A 20,582-nucleotide genomic window follows, 5' to 3' on the forward strand; every position below is an offset into this window, starting at 1 on the left:
GCCTCAGCGATAGGTCATGACAAGACCGTGAATCAATGTGGACCAGCCGCTCATGACGACGAACAGGAGCAGCTTGAACGGAATCGCGACGTTCGTCGGCTGGACCTGATTCAGGCCCATCGCCATCAGCACGTTGGCGATGACGAGATCGACGACGATGAATGCGATGTACAGCAGAAAGCCGATCTTGAAGGCGTCGGTCATCTCGGTCAGCGTGAAGGCCGGGGCAAGGACGATGAGGTCGTCCTCACGGATCTTCGCCGCCATGTCCTTCGGCCAGACCACGGTTGCCGAGCGCACGAAGAACCGCTTTTCGCGCTCGTGCGCGTGCTTCTTCAGAAAGGCGCGAAACGGCTCCTTTGCCGCATCGAAGGCATCGAGCACGACGAGCGACGTGTCGCTGCCGGGGGTACGGTGCATGGTCTGCATGGTTTGCATGGCCTGCATGCCGATCGGCGCCATCACGTAAGCGGAGACGAGGACCGCGATGCCGTTGAGCACCATGTTCGGCGGCACCTGCTGCACGCCGAGCGCGTTGCGCAACAGTCCGAGCACGACCACGATCTTCGCGTACGAGGTCGCGACCATGGCGACGAACGGGATCAGGCTGATCGCGACGACGGTGATCAGCAGCCCGGTGAGATCGCTAAACTGAACCATGGCCGCGCGACAGCTGAACGAGACGCACGCCGAGATGATCGCCGACGCTCACGAGTTCGCCGAAGCCGATCGTCTGCCCGTAGGTGACGAGCCGCACGCGCGCATCGGGCAGCGCGGTGGGCAGCTCGAGCACGTAGCCCGCGCGCAGCGCCGAGAGCTGGGCGACCGGCATCGAAACCGTGTCGATCTCGAGCTTCAGCGGCAGGTCCAGCTGGCTGATTTCGACGGGCGTGTCGATCGAATCGGTAAGCGGCGCGTTGAACTGCGTCTCATGGCTCATGGTGGGGTCCTCGCTCAAGGTCATCAGGTGGTGGGTGACGTCTGCCACGGCGCGCAGTTGCCGCGTCCCGTAGCGGCCCCAGACGACTTGCATCGGGGCGGACGAGCGCTCGCTCGCGAAGAGCGCGCGGGTGGCTTCGGGAACGGCACGCAAGATGACGTCCCCCGCGCGCAGCGAATCGAGCGTCGTCACGTTCATGGTTTTCTCGCCGATCCGCAGCCGGCCCGGTACGGCGATCTCGCTGACGTGGGTGGCGAACGGCGTGCATTGCCGGGCCACGAGCGTTTCGAGCGCGTCGAGCCAGCCGCTGTCGATGTGCTCGATCACCGCATCGAAGCGGGTATCGCCCAGGCGCAGCGAGAGCGCGCAGCAAGGCGCGCTCGGCGGCTGACGCGCGGCGCGTTCGAGCGAGACGATTTCCGCGCCGTCGAAGCCGAGCGCTTGCAGGGCACGCCGCAGCGGATCGAGCAGGATCGCGCACACGGCATCGCGCAAGCGCTCGTTGACGGGCTCGTCCGACGCGACGACGCTCGCGAGCCCCGTGTGCTGTCCGACGTCGATGCGCACCGCGGCCGTCTCCATGCCCCAGCGCACGCGCACGACGGCGGCGCGCTCCGGCGCCACGAAGTCGTGCGCGCCGACGCTGAAGGCCGAGACGCCGAGCGCGTGAGCGAGCAGTGCGCTCAGGCGCTCGTCGACGGCGAGCCGATGCTGGCGCGCGGTGGCGGCCGCAAGCGCGGGCAGCCGCGCGGGATCGAGCAAAACGGCTACCGCCGGCGCTTGGGCGCCCGCCGCAACGTGGTCTGTCAGTAGCGTTCGTGTGGTGTCCATATGGGTTTTACGTGACGATGATCTCGACGCTGCGCGCGCCGTCGAAGCGGCCTTGCATCACTTCTTCGAGGCTTGTGCGCAACGTCGCCGCATGCTGTGAGATTAGTTCGCGCGAGCGTGCGTCGGTGGTGTCGAAGCGAAGCGTCAACTGGAAATGCGAAAGCGCGAGGCTCAACGTGCAGCCTGGCAGCAGCGCCGGATCGATGGGAATCGTGATCTGCCAGTCGCCGCTTGCGAACACGATCGGATTGGCGCAGAAGTCCGACACCTCGGCGACGATCGAATCGACGAACCGGTTCATGTCCTGGCCCGTGCGCGCCGGTGCCTGCACGGCGACCACGGCGTGCGGGCCGCCTGCTTCGGGGCGCCGCGGCTCGCGCGCGGTTTGTACGTGCGGCGTGTCCGGCGCAGTCGCCGATGGCCGGGCGTTGGGCGGCCTCTGTGGTGAAAGCGGCGCCGCGCCGCGCGCCGGCATCGGCGTCGGTACGGGCATCGTCGAATATGCCGGCACATGCACGAGCCCATGCATGGCCGAATGCACCGGCACGCGCATCGTCGAATGCATGGGCGGATGAATCGTCGCAGGTACCGGAGCGGGCACCGGGGCTGCCGATCGGGCGTGCGCCGCAGCGTCGTCGTGTTCGTCGCCGGAGCCGGCCTGTGCGTCGTCGTCGCGCTCGCCGCTGCCGGCATCGTCGCGATGTTCGTCCGCGGCGAACCCGGCGACCGGGTAGAGCGGATCGGCTGGCTCGGCGAACGGCGGCTCGGCCGGTGCGGCGCACGGCTGCCCGTCGCCGGGCGCTTCCGATGCGCCGGCGCGCGTGCCTTCGCGCAGGCGCTGAAAAAGGGCGGCCTGGCGGCTCAACTGCGCGGCCGGCATCTCGGGTGCGGGGTCGGTGTGCGCGGCCGGCGCCGCGATGACGCGGGCGCGATGAGGGGCGGAGGAGTGCATGGCGCGGCTCCCTCGATCACATCGCCAGGCGGCCGACGGGCTGGAGATCGACATGCGCGCCGAGCTCCTGGTACGAATACACGGGCAGCCAGGGCAGCCGTGCCTCGATCATGCGCTTGATGTAGCGCCGGATATCCATCGACGCGACGAGCGCCAGCGGCTGCCGCGGCGTATCGCCGACGATGTCGGCGATCTTGCCGACGAGCTGGCCGATTTCGTCGGGCGGCAGCGCGAGGAAGTTGCCCGTGGGGGTCTGTTTGATCGACTGCCGGATGTGCTGCTCGACCTGAACGTCGACGAGTACGACGGGCAAATCCCGCACGCCGCCCGTCGCGCGATAGGCGATGAGCCGGCCGAGCTCCATGCGGATGTACTCGGTCAGCATCAGCATGTCCTTCTCCTTCGGTCCCCAGACGATCAGGCTTTCGGTGATGCTGCGGATATTGCGCACGGGCACGTCTTCCTCCAGCAGCCGGCGTAGCACGTCCGCCATCTTCTGCAGCGGCAGTGCCTTTTGTACCTCCGCGACGAGGCCCGGGTAGTCCTCGTTGAGCTGATCGAGCATCCACTGTGCTTCCTGGATGCCGAGAAAGAGATGGGCATTGCGCCGCAGCAGGTCGATCGTGTGGCGTGCGATCAATGCTTCCGGTGTCGCCGCGGCGGCAGGCGCGTCCGGTGCGCCGCCGTCGGCCGCCGCGTGTACCGCGCGCGTTTCGGCGAGCGTGGTGCGTCCTTGCGGCACGTCGAAGATGAGCACTTCGTAACTGTCCTCGGGCAGCGTGCCGTCGGACCACATCATGATGCCGGGGAACGGCAGGCCGACTTCCGATTGCAGCGCGTGGCGCTGTGCGTCGAACGCGCGATCAAGGGCATCGGCCGCGAGACGCGCGCTGACGTCGGTTGCGAGGCGCACGCCGAGCGGGCAGGTGAACTGCGGCGGGCGTGGCAGGATCGACGGCGCGTCGCCCTTGGCGCCGGCGCGCTGCAGTGCCCCTACGGGCTTGCCGGCGCCTTTGGCGGGACCATCCTGCTTTTTCTGCAGACGGTAGCCGACGAAGCCGAGCAGCCCGGCGAGCAGCGCGAAGAGCGCGGCCGGAAAACCGGGCACGGCGGCGAAGCCGAGCAGCAGCAGCGCGGCGAAGTACAGCGCGCGCGAGCTGCTCGTGAACTGGCGCCTGATGTCTTCGCCGAGGGAGGAGTTTCCATGGTCGCCGCCCTCGTCCACGCGCGTGATCATGACGCCCGCGGCCACCGAGATCAGCAGCGAGGGAATCTGCGAGACCATGGCGTCGCCGATCGAGAGGACCGAGAAGCGGTTGGCCGCCTCGCCGGCCGACATGCCGTGATAGGCGACGCCCACGGCGATGCCCGCGACGATGTTGATCATCGTGATCATGAGGCCGGCGATCGCATCGCCTTTCACGAACTTCATCGCGCCGTCCATGCCGCCATGCAATTGGCTTTCGATGGCGAGCCTTGCGCGTTTCCTGCGGGCTTCGTCCGGCGTCAGGATGTTCGCGCGGAGGTCGGCATCGATGCTCATCTGTTTGCCGGGCAGCGCATCGAGCGTGAACCGTGCCCCCACTTCGGCGACGCGCTCCGAGCCCTTGGCGATCACGATGAACTGCACGACGGAGATGATGACGAACACGACAAGGCCGACGACGAGATTGCCGCCCACGACGAGCTGGCCGAAGCTTTCGATGATTTCGCCGGCATCGGCATGCAGCAGGATCGACTTCGTCGACGCGATATTCAGCGAGAGCCGGAAAAGCGTCGTGAAGAGCAGCACGGACGGGAACGCCGAGAGCGTGGCGATATGGCCCACATACATCGTCACCATGAGCAGCGTGATGCTGATCGTGATGTTGATCGCGAGCAGCCCGTCGATGATGGCGGGGGGCAGCGGCAGGATCATCAGCGAGACGATCGCGATCAGCAGGACGGCGATGCCGGCCTCGCCGATGCCGGGCAGTTTCATGGTCTTGAACATGTCCACTACTCCGTGGTGGCGGTTTGAGGCGCGAGGCCGTCCACCCAGCGAAGAATCGCGGCGACGACTTCGAACAGTTCTTCGGGAATCGGCTGATTGAGCGGCACCTTGTGCAGCATGCGCGCGACGGGCGGGTTCGCGACGATGGGCACGCGCGCGTGCATCGCCTGCTGGCGCAGCCGCAGCGCCTGCTCGTCCACGCCCTTGGCGAGGACGACGGGCAGCGGAAACTCCGCCGGGTCGTAGCGCAGCGCGACCGCGTAGTGAACCGGGTTGACCACGACGACGTTCGCGCGCGCGACGCCGCCTTTCGGGCCTTCCTGCGACATCTCCCTGGCCATGCGCTTGCGCTCGCCCTTGAGTTCGGGGTTGCCTTCGCTTTCCTTGTGCTCGCGCTTCACCTCGTCTTTCGACATCCGGTTCTTGCGGATGAAGAGCCACTTCTGCAGCTTGTAGTCGAACGCGCCGATGACGACGAACACGCCGAGCGCGACCACGACCACATGCATGAGCACGGACCACAGCACGCCGATCAACTGCGGTACGGACTGATCGAGCGCGCTCGCCACCACGGGCATCGCGCTTTTGATCGTCTGCCACATGACGGCGACGAGAATCGCGGCCTTGCCGACCATCTTCGCGAGGTCGATGGCCGAGTTCATCGAGAAGATGCGCTGAAAGCCGGACCCGGGGCTGACCGACGCAAGCTTCGGCATCACGGCTTTCAGCGAAATCTTGAGTCCCGTCTGGGGGGCGAGCGCGATGATGGCGGCGACGAGCGCGACGGCCGCGATCCCGCACAGCAGACCGAGCGCCTGCAGGCCGATATGAACGAGGATGGGCCAGAGGTCCTGCAACTCGCGCTCGCCGTGGGTGAAATCGACCGCTTCCTTGACGACCGCGCGCAGCGTGTCGGCCAGATAGTGCTGGCCCGCCGTCAGCACCAGCACGATCGAGCCGAGCGACGCGACTTCGACGAGGTCGGTGCTCTTCGCGACCTGGCCTTCCTCGCGGACCTTGTCCAGCTTCTTGTCTGTGGGCTCTTCGGTTTTCTCGTCGCTCATGACCGCTGTCCTTCGCTTGTCGCCGGCGCGCACCCGGGATGGGGCGCCCCGATGCAACGTTAGCGGCGCCGCGGTATCCGGCGCGACGGCGATGCGAAGCAAGGACAAGGGCTGCGAAGCGGGCGGCGCGACGGCGCGTCGCTCGGGCGCAGGCCACGTGAGCAAGGCAAACCGCGCGGCGGCGGGCGCGCGCGAAGGCGTCCGCGAAAGCGGCTCGGACCGCCGCCGCATCGCATGCGGCGCTTCGCAATTCGTTGTGCGACTTCGTGCCCGGCACGTGGCGCGCCCGTCGTGTTGCGTAACTTAGCGTCAACGGAAGGCCACGCCTCATCGGGTGCGGCCCATCGGATCGAATCTGATTTCCTTGGGGGAAAGGATGGACGTTCTGAAGGATCGGCCGCAGTGCCCATCGGGAGTCGTCGGCGCGATCGTCGACCTGGTCAGGGTGGCATTGGCCCGCGCAGGCACGCCGCAGCAAGTCGACATCGACGATCTCGAGCACCTCGTCGACGTGCTGCATCTGCTGCGCCCGGATTCCGCCGAATTCGCGTTTTTCGACGGCTGGCTGCATATGGTGCGCGCGGAATGGAGCGAGGCCGAACGGCTCTTTCGCGATCTGGTCGAGCGCGCGGTCTGCCTGCCGGCCAGCAAGGGAATGTTGCTGCAGTGCCTGAAGGCCCGCCAGGAGTTCGGTTGGCAGGACGAGGCCCGACACCTGCTGGAGGAGGGCGGCAACGAAGAGGTTGAACGGCTCGCGAAGGTTCTGCTTGCGAGCGAGGAGCTGAAGCAGGCGGTCGCGACCGCGAAGCGCACGGGCCGCTTCGTTGCGCCGGATTCCGCGCTCGCGTTCGAGAACGGCGCGCACGCCGAAGACGGCGAAGCGGTCGCGACGCCGTCGTCCTCATCCAGCGACATGCTGCTGACGATGCAGTACATGCGTGTCTGAGCCTGTTGCCCCTACCAGGAGAAACGAAATGAGCATCACGACTGCATCGCAACTCCAGTACGAACTGGCCCGCGTCACCGGCACGACGCCCGCGGCGCCGAATGCGGACGCGATATCGCAGCCGCTCGTCGACAAATTCCAGGCGATGATGGCTTCGGCGCCCCACCATGCGGCAGCCGTCCACCCGACCGAGCGCGCGGACCTCGTGACGAAAGCAGTCGAGGAGCAGGCGGACTATTACCGGCAAGTGCCGAACGACGTGCTCTATATGACTCAGCACATGAGCGCGCTGTCGATGGAGCGCCTTGCCGCCGCCGACATGACGATCCAGCTCGAGATCGCAAGCCTGAACGCCGATCTGCAGGTGAAGATGGCGACCGTGCAGTCGTCCAAGGACGCCGTGCAGACGCTCATGAAGAACCAATGACTTGACGTTCTCCTCTCCCTAAAGGGAGAGGATTCTCACACTGGCCGGAGCAACTGATGAAACCGAACCTCGTGCCTTCGAGGCTGCCCTCCACATGGCGGCTCGTCGCGGTGGCGGCGCTCGTGCTGTCGCTTGCGGCCTGCAAGCAGGAGCTCTACGGGCAACTGACCGAAAGCGACTGCAACGAAATGGCGGCCGCGCTGCTGATGTCCGGCGTCGACGCGCAAAAGAGCACGCCCGATGGCGGCAAGACCTGGTCGGTCAGCGTCGACGAAAAGCAGATCGTGCATGCCGTGGAAGTGCTGCGCGCACGCGGCCTGCCGCGCAAGAAATTCGACGACCTCGGCTCGCTGTTCAAGAAGGACGGGCTCGTTTCCACGCCGACCGAGGAGCGCGTGCGCTTCATTTACGGTTTGTCGCAGGAACTCGACGATACGTTGTCGAAGATCGACGGCGTGGTCGTGGCGCGCGTGCAGATCGTGCTGCCGAACAACGACCCGCTCGCGCAGTCGGTCAAGCCGTCGTCCGCATCGGTCTTCATCAAGTACCGGCCCGACGCGAATCTCGATCGGATGACGCCGGCGATCAAGAACCTGGTCGTGCACAGCATAGAGGGGCTGACCTACGATCAGGTCAGCGTGACGAGCGTGCCGGCCGATGCGCTCGATCCACCTGCCCACCCGCACCGCCAGGACGGCTGGGTCGTCTATGCGGGCGGCGCGCTCGGCGTGCTGCTGTTGACGATCGCCGGCGGCTTCGCGCTCTGGCGCGGCAATCTGCTCAAGGGCGGCGGCGGACTTGCGGGCCGGTTCGCGCGCGGGGCGGGGCGTGCGGCGAAAGCGCCGGCATGACCTTCGATCCGAACGACCATATGGCCGGCACGGCAAGCAGGGTTGAGCACTTGACGAGCGCATACGACGCCGCCGAGGCATACGACGCCGCCGCCGACAGCGTTGCCGCCCCGAACGGCGAGACGCCGGCGGCCGTGGCGGCGAGACTGGCCGCCTACCATCGGCGCCGGCGTACGCTGTTCGACTGGATGCATCCGGCGTACCTTGCACGCGTGCCCGGTGCGGACCGGCTCGGCGCATGCAGCCCCGCGCAGGCCGAGGCGCTTGCCGATGCGCTGCTCGACGAATGGGGCATGCCGGTGCCGCCGCTTGCCGCGTTCAACGCGCCGGAAACGGCGCTTGCGTTGCTGCCGGCGCACGATTGTCTGACCGTATTCCGCTTGCGCGCGCTCGTCGAGCAGGCGGAGCCATTGCGCGCCTGGATCGACCGGCCGCGTCGCGAGAAGTTGACCGGCTGGATCGGGGCGCGCGGCGTCAATCTGCTCTTCGCCCGCGGGCGCGAGCTTGCGGGCGATGCGTGTTCGCTTGCTGCACGCGCGCGCCACGCGGCATCGGTCATGCAAGTGCCGCTCGACGCGGCCGATGGCGATGTCCTGGCCTGGCTCGGCTTTCGGCTTTTCGAGCGCGACTGCCGATGGGCGCCGGGCGGCCCGCTCGCGATCATGCGGTTGGCCATGCCGGCGCGCGACGACGAGGGGGCGTTGCCATCCCCTTCGTTGCCGCTGTCATTACCGTCTTCGGAAGGCCCGAGCCCGAGCCTTTCGATCGTCTCGCAACTGCCCGACTTGTTTCCGGAGTGGTCATGGTGATCTGGTTACGCAATCCGCTGGCCGAAGGCACGAGCCTCGGTGCGGGCGTCGAAGGCGACGTCCTGCGTCATGAACGCGTCGCGGCGATCGTCGAGATCGATGCGGCGTACGCCGAGATGCGCCGGCAATGCGACGACGCGCTGGACGCGGCGCGCGCGCAGGCCCGCATGCTGCTCGACGAAGCCCGCGCCCGCGCGGACGAACTCGTCGAGCGCGCCATGCGCGAGTTCGCGCAAGCGGCCGAGCGCGGCTACGACGACGGATTGCGGCGGGGGCTGACCGATTGGCACGCACGCGCGGCAGCCGCGCATGCCGAGGCCAGCCGGCTCGCGCCCGGGCAGCAGGACCGGCTGGCCGAGCTCGTGACGCTGGCGGTCGAGCAGATCGTCGCGTCGGTGGATCCCAAGGCGCTTTTCGCGCGCGCGGCCGCGACGGTCGAGCGGATCGTCGCCGACGGCAGTCCCGTTCATCTGCGTGTTCATCCGTCGGATCTGGCCGCGGCCAGCGCGGCCTTCGACGAAGCGGCCGCGGCGTGGCGCGAGGCCGGGCGCTCCGTGCGGCTGTGCGTGGCGGCCGACGCGACGCTTGCGCCCGGCGCGTGCGTCGCCGAAACCGATCTGGGCGCGATCGACGCGAGCTTGTCGTTGCACCTGGCGGCGATGCGCGACGCCCTGGCGCGCGCGGTGCGAAGCGTGGCGGAGGACCCATGGCGCGACGCGCCGACTGCGCGGCCCGGGGATGACGCACAAACCGTCGACGCGCAGGCCGGTTTCGCGGGCAACGCCGAGGGGCCGATCGGCGAGTCCGCCGTCGGAGCCGGCGACGACCTGACGGACCCGGATGCGCACGCGGCCGACGGCGGCGATGGCGACGGCAACATCGGGGACGAAGAAGGTTGGCAAGACGATGCCGCGGCCCTGCACACGGCGGACGACCGGCGCGACGAGGGCTGGGCCGATGCCGCGTATGCCGACGCCGACGCGATGTCCATCTGAACCGGCCGTCGCGCCGCACGTGGAAGAAGACATGACCAGGAAGGGAGCGCCATGATCGACAGCGCGGACGGTTTCGAAACCGACGAAGCGAGCGGGGTGCGCATCGCGCAGCCGCGGGCCGTACGCGGCTTCTCGGCGCTGATGGATGCGATGGAGCGCGAACTGCGCGCCCGCGCACAACCCGCGGCATGCGGCAAGGTGCAGGAAGTGATCGGCACGCTCGTACGCGTATCGGGGCTCGACGCGACGCTCGGCGAGCTATGCGAGCTGCGCTCGCCCGAAGGCGCCTTGCTGCAGCGTGCCGAGGTAGTCGGCTTCTCGCGCGACGTCGCGCTGCTCTCGCCGTTCGGCCGGCTCGGCAGCGTGTCGCGGGCGACACGCGTGGTGGGACTCCGGCGTCCGCTTTCGCTGCGCATCGGCCCCCGCCTGCTCGGCCGCGTGATCGACAGCCTGGGCGAGCCGATCGACGGCAAGGGGCCGCTCGAATGCGACGAATGGCAGCCCGTCATCGCCGATCCGCCCGATCCGATGTCGCGGCCCGTCGTCGATACCCCGATGCCGACGGGCGTGCGCGTCGTCGACGGCATGATGACGCTGGCCGAGGGCCAGCGCATGGGCATCTTCGCGCCGGCCGGCGTCGGCAAGAGTACGTTGATGGGCATGTTCGCGCGCGGGGCGCGCTGCGACGTCAACGTGATCGCGTTGATCGGGGAGCGCGGCCGCGAAGTGCGCGAATTCTGCGAGCACATTCTCGGGCCCGACGGAATGGCGCGCTCGGTTGTCGTCTGCGCGACATCGGACCGCTCGTCGATCGAGCGCGCGAAGGCCGCTTATGCGGCAACGGCGGTGGCCGAATACTTCCGCGACCGCGGCATGCGTGTGCTGCTGATGATGGATTCGCTGACGCGCTTTGCGCGCGCGCAGCGCGAAATCGGCCTGGCGATGGGCGAGCCGCCGACGCGGCGCGGCTTTCCACCGTCGATCTTCGCGGAGCTGCCGCGGCTGCTGGAGCGCGCGGGCCGCTCGGAGCACGGCTCGATCACCGCCCTTTATACCGTGCTGGCCGAGGACGAATCGGGCGGCGACCCGATCGCCGAGGAGGTACGGGGCATTCTCGACGGTCACATGATTCTTTCGCGCGAGATCGCCGCACAGAACCGCTATCCGGCGATCGACGTGCTCGGCAGTCTGTCGCGCGTGATGACGCAGGTGGTGCCGCGCGAGCACGTGGCGGCGGCGGGACACGTGCGGCGGCTGATGGCCAAGCACAAGGAGGTCGAATTGCTGCTGCAGGTGGGCGAGTATCAGAGCGGCACCGATGCGCTTGCCGACGAAGCCATTGCGAAGATCGACGCGATTCGGGCTTTCCTCGGCCAACCGACCGATCTGCTCGTCGACCCGAGCGACACACTCGCGGCCCTCGGCGAGATCGTGCAGTCCTGATACTGGAGGCGAGCGATGAAAGACCGCCGTGTTGCCGCGTTCGAGCGCGTGCTCTCGCGTCGCCGCCAGCTCGATCGCAAGCTCAATGCGGCGCTCGGCGGTTTGCGCGGCGAGCTGCAGGCGCTCACGGATGCGTTGGAGGAAAGCCGCGCGGCGGTGCACGCGCATGCGGCCGAGCTCGCCGCGCATGACGGCAAGATCGACGCGATGCTGGGCAGCGTGTCCTTCCGGGCGGACGAGTATCTGAAGCTGCGCGAATTCCGCTCGCACGCGGCCGAGCAGCACGCGATGCTCGAGGCTCGGGCGGCGCAGGCCGGGCAGGCGCTGGCGGCGAAGGAGGTGCAGATCGGTGCGCTGCGTTCGGAGATCCTGCGCAATCGTGCCCGCATCGACATCTACGGCAAGCGGCGCGACACGCTCGTCAAGGCAATCGAGCTCGCGATCGAGGACGCGCAGGACGAGGAAACATCGGAGAGCCGCCGGCCCAGCCCGGCGTTTTGAAGCGGCAAGCGCGCCCGCAAGCCGCGCATCCATTGGACGACAGGCGACTGAAATGAGCGAGATTACCTTCGCATCGATCGAATCGAGTCATCAACTGGTCAGGTTTCTGATCGTGCTCGGCCTTTGCAGCGAACGATTGATGGTCCTGATGATGATTTTTCCGCCGACGTCCGACAACGTCGTGCAAGGCCGCGTGCGCACCGCACTGGCGCTGCTGTGGGGCAGCTTCATCGCCTACGGGCAACGCGGCCTGCTCGAGCAGGGGGATGCGACGATGCTCGTGGGCATCGGGTTGAAGGAGGCGCTGATCGGCGTCGGCCTCGGCTTCGCGGCGTCGACGGTGTTCTGGGCCGCCGAAAGCGTCGGCACGTACGTCGACGATCTGACCGGTTTCAATCAGCTGCAGATGCAGAACCCGAGCCACGGGCAGCAGACGTCGCTGACTTCCACGCTGCTGAGCCAGTTCGCGATCGCGGCGTTCTGGTGTCTGGGCGGCATGACGTTTCTGCTCGGTGCGATCTACGAATCGTATACCTGGTGGCCGCTTGCGAACCTCACGCCGGCCGGGGGATCGGTACTCGAATCGTTCGTGTTGCTGAAGACCGACTCGCTGATGGAAACGGTGGCGAAGCTGGCCACGCCGATGATGTTGATGCTGCTGCTGATCGATATCGGCTTCGGCTTTACCGGGAAGGTGTCGCAAAAGCTTGATCTGCCGTCGCTGGCGCAGCCCGTGAAAGGCGCGCTCACGATTCTGATGCTCGCCTTGATGGCGGCGATTTTCATCGATCAGGTACGCGATCAGCTGTCGCTCGTGGGCATCGCGGCCGAGGCGAGGGCGCTCGCGGGCGGCAAGTGAAACGCGCTGAATGCGCGAGCGGGCGCAATGATGCGTGCGCCGATGGCGATTGGCTGAAAAAGCTTGGAGAAGCACATGATCGAGACGTTGAGCGACAACGCGATCGTTACGGGGATGATGGACGTGCTGTGGGCCGGTGCGGCGCTGGATACGTTTTCGGACGTTCAGGACCTGCTCGACGCGATGGCGGTGCTGCGTCCCGGGAACGGCGAAATGCGCGAGGTGCTGGCCTGGTGGCATGTGCGTGCACGCGCCTGGGGCGAGGCGCTGAGCGAATTGCGCCGGGTGGAGCGCGATGGCACGCTGTCGTCGCGCGGCATGGCGCTCGCAGCCGTATGTCTTTATGCGCTTGGCGATGCATCGTGGCGTACCTATGCCTACGCGGCGGCGTACAAATCCGACGACCCGATGGCCACGCGCACCGCCCAGGCGCTGCTCGCCGCGCCCGCGATCGGGCGCGGATAGATTCCACTGAACCTTGAAACCCGCGTCGACACGCTGACGCCATGCCCGGCGCGACGGGACCGGGCGAACTAATCACGGCCTGCTTCGCCGTGCAACTCGAATACGCTGTCGATTTCAACCGGAATGCCCATGGGCAGCGTGTGCACGCCGATCGCGCTGCGGGCAGGCAACAAGTCCGCGCCGAACAGGTCCAGCAGTACGTCGCTCGCACTGTTCGCCACCTGCGGATGCCGAGTGAACGAAGCCGACGCGCGAACGTACACGGTCAACCGTATGCAACGCCTGACGCGATCGAGCCCGCACCGTTCGTCGAGGCAAGCCAGAATCATCAGCATCGTCAGCCGTGCGCAGGCTTGAGCGCGCTCGATGCTCATGTCTTCCCCGACGATGCCCGTCACAGGCTTGCCGTTCTCGAACGGCCCGAGGCCCGACACGTGTGCGTGGTTGCCCGCGATCGATACGGTCCGATACGAGCCGAGCGGCGCGATGGGGGGCGGAAGAACCAGTCCGAGTGCGGCAAGACGGGCGGTGGTGGTGTCAGGCATGGAGCCTCCGTAGGAGAGGTGAGCAAAACCGTCGCCGGGCTGGCGGTGCTTTCGGGGCGCAGGGCCCTCGATCGGCAGGCCGGAACAAAATGGCAGCGGCGGGAGCGGTGGTTGTGCGGATGCTATCGCCGGCCGGCATCGCGCAGCAGCCCGAGGTGCACGAGGCTTTCGGCCGTGGCGACAATGGCGTCCTCGCGCGGGCGCGGCGACCAGCCGAGCAAGCTGATGGCTTTCTGACTGGTGGCGTTCAGATTGCGGCCGAGCAGCGGCAGCGATCCTCGCAGCGCGGGATCCTTCAGCGCGCCGATGCGCACGAGCCAGTCGGGCAGCACCCGGGTGGACACATGGCGCGCGGCATCCCCCATGCGCGCCTTGAGCACCTGCGCGACTTCGGCGAGCCACATGCTTTCGCCGGCAATGGCAATGAAGCGCTCTCCGTTCGCGGCGTCGTGGGTCATGGCGCGCACATGCAGGTCGGCGACGTCGCGCACGTCGACGAAGCCGGAATTGATGCGCGGATTGCCGGGCTGGCCGTTCAGCATGCCCCTGATCAGGCGGATGGAGTGCGAATAGTCGTCGCCGAGCACAGGCCCGAGAACCGTCACCGGATTGATCGCGGACAGTTGCATGCCGCGTCCTTCTCGCGCGATGAAATCCCAGGCCGCGCGTTCCGACAACGTCTTCGACTTCTGATAAGGCCAGACATCGGCGGCCGTCAGGTTGCTCCAGTCGGTCTCGTCGAAGGGGCGGCTCATTGGCCCGTGTCCGGCGCAGATCGCACCGAAAGCGGAGGTCAGCACGACGCGCTTTACACCCGCGTCCCGCGCCGCACGCAGCACGCGCAGCGTGCCTGCCATGGCAGGCTTGACCCAATCGTCTTCGCTCGTCTGCGTGCCGGTGGGCGTGGGCGACGCGCCGTGCACGACGTAGGTGCAGCCGGCAGTTGCCTGTTGCCAGCCGTCGTCGGCGAGGAGATCCGCCTCGACGAATGACAGGCGCTCGCCAGGTTTTGCGCCGCCTCTTTCGAGCTGCGCGCGCACCTCAGTCTCGCGTGCGAGCGAGCGAACGGTGGTGCGCACCCGATAGCCGCGATCGAGCAGCGCCAGGATGCAGTGTTGCGCAATGAAGCCGCTGCCGCCCGTTACGAGAACCGATTCGAGGCTGGTATTGCTGTTCATGTCGTTGAGTGTCCGGGACGAAGAACCGGAAGGTTAAGGCCCGGCCGGCGGCTTGTTAATGCTCTATAGTGCGATTTACTTGCGCGACAGTACGATCATGAGTGACGACCCTTTCTCCGACATCCTGAGGCTCACGAGCGCCGAATCACTGGCGACGGGAGGCTTTTCCGCCGGCGGCGCTTGGGCCGTTCGATTTCCGGCACCCGACAAGATCAAGTTCTTTGCGGTGGTGAAGGGCGTGTGCTGGGTTTCTATCGACGGAGAAGAAACGCCCATCCGCTTTGGAAGCGGTGACGTCGGGTTGCTGACGGCAAAGCGGTCCTTCGTCCTCGCGAGCGATCCTTGCGTTCCGCCCGTCGACGCGATAGCGTTGTTCTCGGGCGCCGGCAGGTCGGCGGTGAAACTGGGCGACGGCGACGACTTCGCGCAGATCGGCGGGCACGTACTGCTCGATCCAGTAACGGGCAGCTTGCTGTCGGACGTTCTGCCGCCATGGATTCACGTGCCGGCCGTATCGCCGCAGGCCGTGAAGGTTCGCTGGCTTCTCGAGCAACTCGTGGAAGAGCGCGCGGCCGATCTGCCTGGCGCGCAACTCGTATCGGCCCAGCTTTCCCAGCTGCTCTTCATTCAGATACTGCGTGCACATCTGAAAACGTCCGCGTCCTTGACGGGATGGCTGCGCGCGTTCGGCAACCCGCGCATCGCCCCCGCATTGCGACTGATGCACGGCGATCCCGCACGTTCGTGGCATCTGGATGAGCTTGCCGCCGCGTGTGCGATGTCGCGGACCACGTTCGCTTCTCACTTCAGGGCGAGCGCCGGTGTCGCGCCGTTGGCCTATCTTGGCGAGTGGCGCATGCGCGTGGCGGAGCGCCGTTTGCGCGACGAGAACATCCCGGTGGCTCTGCTTGCCCAGTCGCTCGGTTATTCGTCCGAAAGCGCATTCAGTAACGCGTTCAAGCGCAGGTCCGGCCATTCGCCGACCGCATATCGTCATATCGTACGGACTGCTTCCGAAGACGTGGGCAGTGAGCGCGCTAGCGTTCGAGCGGACGTCGAGGCTGCTGCTTCGACGCTGCAGTCGCTTCCATCGGAACCTCGGTGAAATGCTCGATCGATACGCGGAGCGGCTCGCGGGCATGCATGGTTCACGGCCCTCAAGACAGGCGTTGCCCTGCCTTGCGCAAAGATCCCGTCAGGTGACGCAATACTGCATTTCCGAGCGAACGGACGTTTATTTCGTTGGCGCGCTCGCGCATGATCATGCACACGGCGCTCAAATCGAAGCTGCGCTCGGATCGGCGTCCAGCACGAGTTTTCAGGCCGCGGCGCGGATCGGCATTCGGCACACGTTCTGACGGTTGCGGGTCGAGCGCGAGGGCGAACCGGGGCGTTCGTTTGTCTTCGACGCGGTACCGGCCGCTACATCGCGGCACCGTAAAGATGATGCGCGTCGGTCAGTGCATCCGCGACGAGTTCCAGGCCGTCGCGGCACTGCTCACGATCCTGCGGCCCGCCGAGGCAGATACGGATCGCCGCCGGCGGGTCGCCGTCCGTCGAAAATGCCGCGCTCGCCACGGCGGCGACGCTTCGACTCCGCAGATGCTGCGCCAGGTCCGGTGCGGTCCATAGGCACTCGCGCGGAATCGGCAACCAGAGATGGAAACCGTCGGGGTGGGCATCGAAAGGCCATGCGCCGAGAATCCGGCCCGCGATGGCCTGCCGTGCATGTGCCTCCGATCGAATCGCGGCCAGCATCTCGCTCGCGGTGCCGTCGTTGATCCATTGGGTCGACAGCAGCATCGTGAACGGGCTCGGCATCACGGTGGTGGCGCGCAATGCGCCGGCGATACGCTGCGCTTCACGTACCGTCGGCGCCAGCAGGTAAGCGATGCGCAACCCGGCGCCGAAGTTCTTCGACATGCCGGTCACGTAGTAGGTCAGTTCGGGCGCCAGCAACGCCAGCGGCGGCGGCGCGCTCTGCGGCAGCATCGCATACGCGTCGTCCTCGATGATGGGCACGTTGTAGCGCAGTGCGACATCGGCCAGGGCTTCGCGGCGTCTGAACGGTATCGTGAGCGTGCTCGGGTTCTGCAAAGTAGGGTTGCAGTACAGCGCGGCTGGTCGTCCGCTTTTGCAGAGCGATTCGAATGCGTGCGGCAACGGACCGTCGTCGTCCCGTGGCAGCGGCTGCAACTGTACGCCCAGCTGCGATGCGATTGCCTTGATGCCCGGGTAAGCGAGCGAATCGAGGCAGATTGCGTCGCCGCGGCGCGCAAGCGTGGAGACGAGCGCGACGAGCGCGCTGTGGATGCCCGGGCAGACGAGCACGGTATCGCCACTGCAGCCCGGCAGGCGATTGGCCAGCCACGCGCGGCCGGCGGCGCGATCCGCCGGGGTGCCGCCGAAATCCTGGTATCGCATGAGCTGGTAAGGATCGGCGCCGTCGATCCATGCCGCCGCCGATTGCTGTAGTCGCCTGGCCATCTCGGGCGGCTCGGGCGGCATGTTCATCGACATCTCGATGCTGCTTCCTCCCGACAGTGGAATCGTTCGCGTCGGGCCGCGCACGAACGTGCCGCTTCCCGCGCGCGTATCGAGCAGGCCGCGTCGGCGCGCTTCCGCATACGCGCGGGCCACCGTGGTGTAGTTGAGGTTCAGCGCACCGGCGAGATCGCGCAACCCGGGCAGACGGTCGCGTGGCTTCAGACGGCCCGCGGCGAGATCTTCCTCGATGAGGTCGGGGATCAGCAGGTACGCCGGTTTCCTGCTTTCCAATAGCCGCTTAGACCAATGATGGATTGCGTAGTCCATACCCGATTCCATTTGACGGTTAATCGAAACGTTAGCATCACGCATTAATCAAAAAATATCGATATCGGTATTTCTCAGCCGGCTGATTGCATTGATCGCATCGTGTATCGGATCGATGCATCGATGCACGCTCGATGCGCACGAGCCGCTTTCTGCTGCATCAGTCCGGTGCGCGGCGGCGCGCTGGCCGGTCGTTTTCCGTCCGAGACCGATCCGGTCACGCAAGGATCGGACCGACGGCATCGGCATTGATCGATTGAATGATTGGAGAGTGATCGCATCGGCTTGGAGCCCGTTGGCATATGCGTTGCGTGAATGAGTTCGCCCGGATTCGAAAGCGTTCGGGAACATCGTTCAACTCATTTCCAAACGGAGCGTGCCATGCCCGCAGTCAATCAGCCTCTGCACAAGAAAGGAGATTTCCTCGTCGATTACGAGGAAAAAGTGTTCGAAGACGTCAAGGCGGAACCGGGCGAGAAGGCGCTCGTGACGTTCCACACGGTTGCGTTCGAGGGATCGATCGGCTTCGTGAACCTGCTGCAGGCGACACGCCTGCAACGCAAAGGGTTCGACACGTCGGTGCTGCTCTACGGCCCCGGCGTGACGCTTGGCCTGCAGCGCGGGTTTCCGACGCTCGGCGACGAAGCATTTCCCGGCCATCTGAACTTCAACAAGCAACTCGTCAAGTTCATGGAAGAGGGGGGGAAGGTCTACGCGTGCCGCTTCGCGCTGCAGGCGCTATACGGGCACGGCGAAGCGTCGCTGATCGAGGGCATCCGGCCGATCAATCCGCTCGACGTGCTGGATATCCAGCTGCTTCACCGCAAGGAGAACGCGCTGATCATCCACACCTGGACCGTTTGATCGAGCGACGGGTGCCATCATGTCCGACAAACGCATCGTCCGTGCGGCAGCCGTCCAGATCGCTCCCGATCTGGAACGCGCCGGCGCGACGCTCGACAAGGTCTGTGCGGCGATCGACGAGGCCGCCGGCAAGGGCGTCCAGCTGATCGTCTTCCCCGAAACATTCGTGCCGTACTACCCGTACTTCTCGTTCGTGCGGGCGCCGGTCGCGTCCGGCGCCGATCACATGCGGCTCTACGAGCAGGCCGTCGCGGTGCCCGGCCCCGTGACGCAAGCGGTCGCCGAGCGCGCGCGGCTGCACGGGATGGTGATCGTGCTCGGCGTGAACGAGCGCGACCACGGCAGCCTGTATAACACGCAGCTGATCTTCGACGTCGACGGACGACTCGCGGTGAAGCGCCGCAAGATCACGCCGACGTTTCACGAGCGAATGATCTGGGGGCAGGGCGACGCGGCCGGGCTCAAGGTTGCGCAGACCGGCGTCGGACGGGTCGGTGCGCTCGCCTGCTGGGAGCACTACAACCCGCTCGCGCGGTATGCGCTGATGACGCAGCACGAGGAAATTCACTGCAGCCAGTTCCCCGGATCGCTGGTCGGCCCGATCTTCGCGGAACAGATCGAAGTCACGATTCGTCACCACGCGCTGGAATCGGGCTGCTTCGTCGTCAATGCGACCGGTTGGCTGACGGATGCCCAGATCGAGTCGATCACCGGCGATCCGAATCTGCAGAAGGCCCTGCGCGGCGGCTGCAATACCGCGATCGTGTCCCCGGAGGGCCAGCATCTGGCCGAGCCGTTGCGCTCGGGCGAAGGGATGGTGATCGCCGACATGGACATGTCGCTGATCACCAAACGCAAGCGCATGATGGATTCGGTCGGCCACTATGCCCGTCCGGAACTGCTGAGCCTTGCCATCAACGATCGGCCGGCGACGACGGTGACCCCGATGGGGACCGGCGCTTCGGCCGCACGCGACTTCGAGGGAAACTGCCATGAGCGCGAACGCGAAACCGTCGGTACAGAGCCGGCAATTGATGACTGAACTGCAGTCGGTCGGGCTGCGCCTCGCGGACCCTCGGGTGGGCGCGGCGAGCCGGCGCGGCGGCGCGGGGCCATCCGATCACAAGGCCGTGACGGTCGACGGCGTGACCATCATGGTGCCGGTCCACACGAGCACCGCGTGGGAATCGCCGTTCGTCGCGGCGGAGCCCGACGCGGCGGGCGTCAGCCTGCTCTCGCGCGGCGCCATCCCGATCGCGAGCATCAGCTTTCCGTCGAACCCGCGCTTCTATGCATTGCAGACGCTGGAGGGCGTGCCGTATTCGCACATCGCGACGCTGCATGGCGCCGACGTGCTGGCGACCACGGTGTTGCAGACCTGCATTCGCTACGAGAGCCGGCGCAAGACCTGCCAGTTCTGCTCGATCGGCCAGTCGCTGGCCGCTGGCCGGACGATCGCACGCAAGACGCCGGAACAACTCGCGGAGGTGGCGCGCGCGGCGGTGCTGCTCGACGGCGTCAAGCACATGGTCCTGACGACCGGCACGCCGCCGACGCCGGATCGCGGCGCCCGCGTGCTGTGCGAAAGCGCGTTCGCGATCAAGGCGGCCGTCGATCTGCCGATCCAGGCGCAGTGCGAGCCGCCCGACGACGACGGCTGGTTCGACCGGATGAAGGCAAGCGGGATCGATACGCTGGGCATGCATCTGGAAGCCGTGACGCCGGCCGTGCGCGAACGGATCATGCCGGGCAAGGCGAGCGTGCCGTTGTCCCGGTACAGGGCGGCATTCCGCGCGGCCGTCGCGGTGTTCGGCCGCGGACAGGTCAGCACCTACATCCTCGCCGGGCTGGGGGACAGCGAGGCGGCGATCCTGGACATGTCGCGCGAACTGATCGACCTGGGCGTGTATCCGTTCGTCGTGCCGTTCGTTCCGATCAGCGGCACGCCGCTGGAGAGCCATCCTGCGCCGTCGCCGGACTTCATGCGCGCGGTGCTCGCGCCGCTCGGCGCCATGTTGCGCGACGCCGGCATGCGTTCCGCCGACATCAAGGCCGGGTGCGGCAAGTGCGGCGCCTGCTCGTCGCTGTCGACCTACGAGGCCTGA

22 protein-coding genes are annotated in these 20,582 nt (G+C 66.8%); 13 read left to right on the top strand and 9 right to left on the bottom strand.

Translation table 11 applies throughout. From position 1 onward, the window contains the following. Positions 1-3: 3 nt before the first annotated feature. From sctR to sctU, 5 genes are read right to left on the bottom strand one after another with little or no spacing between them, the layout of a single operon-like run. Positions 4-660 carry a type III secretion system export apparatus subunit SctR gene (gene sctR, locus CFB49_RS20310; RefSeq protein WP_069618416.1) on the bottom strand — a complete coding sequence of 219 codons (657 nt, stop codon included), beginning with the start codon at positions 658-660 and terminating at the stop codon, positions 4-6. Next, entirely contained in the window at positions 647-1,771 is a 1,125-nt protein-coding gene (gene sctQ / locus CFB49_RS20315; protein WP_089492133.1) for a type III secretion system cytoplasmic ring protein SctQ, read from the bottom strand. Before sctQ ends, sctR begins: the two co-directional genes overlap by 14 nt. Before the next feature lie 7 nt (positions 1,772-1,778). Beyond that, on the bottom strand, positions 1,779-2,723 hold the full coding sequence (gene sctP / locus CFB49_RS20320) for a type III secretion system protein SctP (protein WP_089492134.1): 945 nt from the start codon (positions 2,721-2,723) through the stop codon (positions 1,779-1,781). A 16-nt stretch (positions 2,724-2,739) separates the two neighbouring features. Continuing rightward, the gene (locus CFB49_RS20325; protein ID WP_089492794.1) at positions 2,740-4,716 is read right to left on the bottom strand and encodes an FHIPEP family type III secretion protein; all 1,977 of its coding nucleotides are present in this window, start codon (positions 4,714-4,716) and stop codon (positions 2,740-2,742) included. Positions 4,717-4,721: 5 nt separating this feature from the next. After that, positions 4,722-5,780, bottom strand: coding sequence for a type III secretion system export apparatus subunit SctU (sctU, locus tag CFB49_RS20330; protein ID WP_089492135.1), 1,059 nt, complete (start codon positions 5,778-5,780; stop codon positions 4,722-4,724). A gap of 334 nt (positions 5,781-6,114) precedes the next feature. On the opposite strand from sctU, the gene CFB49_RS20340 reads away from it, so the two are divergent. The 9 genes from CFB49_RS20340 (at position 6,115) to CFB49_RS20380 (ending at position 13,076) form a co-directional block, all read left to right on the top strand. Next, positions 6,115-6,726 (top strand): HrpB1 family type III secretion system apparatus protein, encoded by a 612-nt coding sequence (locus tag CFB49_RS20340; protein WP_256979911.1) that lies wholly within the window; start codon positions 6,115-6,117, stop codon positions 6,724-6,726. 28 nt (positions 6,727-6,754) lie between these two features. Continuing rightward, the gene (locus CFB49_RS20345; RefSeq protein WP_069618410.1) at positions 6,755-7,153 is read left to right on the top strand and encodes a serine kinase; all 399 of its coding nucleotides are present in this window, start codon (positions 6,755-6,757) and stop codon (positions 7,151-7,153) included. A 56-nt stretch (positions 7,154-7,209) separates the two neighbouring features. Continuing rightward, positions 7,210-8,004 carry a type III secretion system inner membrane ring lipoprotein SctJ gene (gene sctJ / locus CFB49_RS20350; protein WP_069618409.1) on the top strand — a complete coding sequence of 265 codons (795 nt, stop codon included), beginning with the start codon at positions 7,210-7,212 and terminating at the stop codon, positions 8,002-8,004. After that, positions 8,001-8,813 carry a type III secretion protein HrpB4 gene (locus CFB49_RS20355; RefSeq protein ID WP_249190516.1) on the top strand — a complete coding sequence of 271 codons (813 nt, stop codon included), beginning with the start codon at positions 8,001-8,003 and terminating at the stop codon, positions 8,811-8,813. The genes sctJ and CFB49_RS20355 overlap by 4 nt, the downstream gene beginning before the upstream one ends. After that, the gene (gene sctL / locus CFB49_RS20360) at positions 8,807-9,808 is read left to right on the top strand and encodes a type III secretion system stator protein SctL (protein ID WP_089492138.1); all 1,002 of its coding nucleotides are present in this window, start codon (positions 8,807-8,809) and stop codon (positions 9,806-9,808) included. The genes CFB49_RS20355 and sctL overlap by 7 nt, the downstream gene beginning before the upstream one ends. Before the next feature lie 51 nt (positions 9,809-9,859). Further along, positions 9,860-11,251, top strand: coding sequence for a type III secretion system ATPase SctN (gene sctN / locus CFB49_RS20365; protein WP_089492139.1), 1,392 nt, complete (start codon positions 9,860-9,862; stop codon positions 11,249-11,251). Positions 11,252-11,266: 15 nt separating this feature from the next. After that, positions 11,267-11,752 (top strand): type III secretion system protein, encoded by a 486-nt coding sequence (locus CFB49_RS20370; protein WP_089492140.1) that lies wholly within the window; start codon positions 11,267-11,269, stop codon positions 11,750-11,752. A 52-nt stretch (positions 11,753-11,804) separates the two neighbouring features. Beyond that, the gene (gene sctT / locus CFB49_RS20375) at positions 11,805-12,611 is read left to right on the top strand and encodes a type III secretion system export apparatus subunit SctT (protein WP_089492141.1); all 807 of its coding nucleotides are present in this window, start codon (positions 11,805-11,807) and stop codon (positions 12,609-12,611) included. A 75-nt stretch (positions 12,612-12,686) separates the two neighbouring features. Next, positions 12,687-13,076, top strand: coding sequence for an HrpB1 family type III secretion system apparatus protein (locus CFB49_RS20380; RefSeq protein WP_069618654.1), 390 nt, complete (start codon positions 12,687-12,689; stop codon positions 13,074-13,076). A gap of 68 nt (positions 13,077-13,144) precedes the next feature. Here CFB49_RS20380 and CFB49_RS20385 read toward each other — a convergent pair whose 3' ends face one another. Together CFB49_RS20385 and CFB49_RS20390 are read right to left on the bottom strand one after the other, a co-directional pair. After that, positions 13,145-13,621: a RidA family protein gene (locus CFB49_RS20385; RefSeq protein WP_089492142.1), complete on the bottom strand. Its 477-nt coding sequence runs from the start codon at positions 13,619-13,621 to the stop codon at positions 13,145-13,147. Positions 13,622-13,743: 122 nt separating this feature from the next. Beyond that, positions 13,744-14,799, bottom strand: coding sequence for an SDR family oxidoreductase (locus CFB49_RS20390; RefSeq protein WP_089492143.1), 1,056 nt, complete (start codon positions 14,797-14,799; stop codon positions 13,744-13,746). 58 nt (positions 14,800-14,857) lie between these two features. On the opposite strand from CFB49_RS20390, the gene CFB49_RS20395 reads away from it, so the two are divergent. Further along, a complete protein-coding gene (locus CFB49_RS20395) occupies positions 14,858-15,904 on the top strand; it encodes an AraC family transcriptional regulator (RefSeq protein WP_089492144.1) in 1,047 nt (348 codons plus the stop codon). A gap of 317 nt (positions 15,905-16,221) precedes the next feature. Here the strand turns inward: CFB49_RS20395 and CFB49_RS20400 are convergent, their stop codons facing one another. Continuing rightward, positions 16,222-17,613 (bottom strand): aminotransferase-like domain-containing protein, encoded by a 1,392-nt coding sequence (locus tag CFB49_RS20400; protein ID WP_069618402.1) that lies wholly within the window; start codon positions 17,611-17,613, stop codon positions 16,222-16,224. Between the two features lie 48 nt (positions 17,614-17,661). Beyond that, a complete protein-coding gene (locus CFB49_RS36400; RefSeq protein ID WP_176730200.1) occupies positions 17,662-17,964 on the bottom strand; it encodes a hypothetical protein in 303 nt (100 codons plus the stop codon). A gap of 30 nt (positions 17,965-17,994) precedes the next feature. Here CFB49_RS36400 and CFB49_RS20405 point away from each other — a divergent pair, with 30 nt between their 5' ends. From CFB49_RS20405 to CFB49_RS20415, 3 genes are read left to right on the top strand one after another with little or no spacing between them, the layout of a single operon-like run. Continuing rightward, positions 17,995-18,477, top strand: coding sequence for an MSMEG_0572/Sll0783 family nitrogen starvation response protein (locus tag CFB49_RS20405; RefSeq protein WP_046424759.1), 483 nt, complete (start codon positions 17,995-17,997; stop codon positions 18,475-18,477). A gap of 19 nt (positions 18,478-18,496) precedes the next feature. After that, positions 18,497-19,519: a Nit6803 family nitrilase gene (locus CFB49_RS20410; protein WP_089492145.1), complete on the top strand. Its 1,023-nt coding sequence runs from the start codon at positions 18,497-18,499 to the stop codon at positions 19,517-19,519. Continuing rightward, complete coding sequence (locus tag CFB49_RS20415) at positions 19,512-20,582, top strand: MSMEG_0568 family radical SAM protein (RefSeq protein ID WP_069618653.1); 1,071 nt, start codon at positions 19,512-19,514, stop codon at positions 20,580-20,582. The genes CFB49_RS20410 and CFB49_RS20415 overlap by 8 nt, the downstream gene beginning before the upstream one ends.

This window comes from Burkholderia sp. AU17457 (genome assembly GCF_002223255.1).
GTDB classification, from domain to species: Bacteria; Pseudomonadota; Gammaproteobacteria; order Burkholderiales; family Burkholderiaceae; genus Burkholderia; species Burkholderia sola.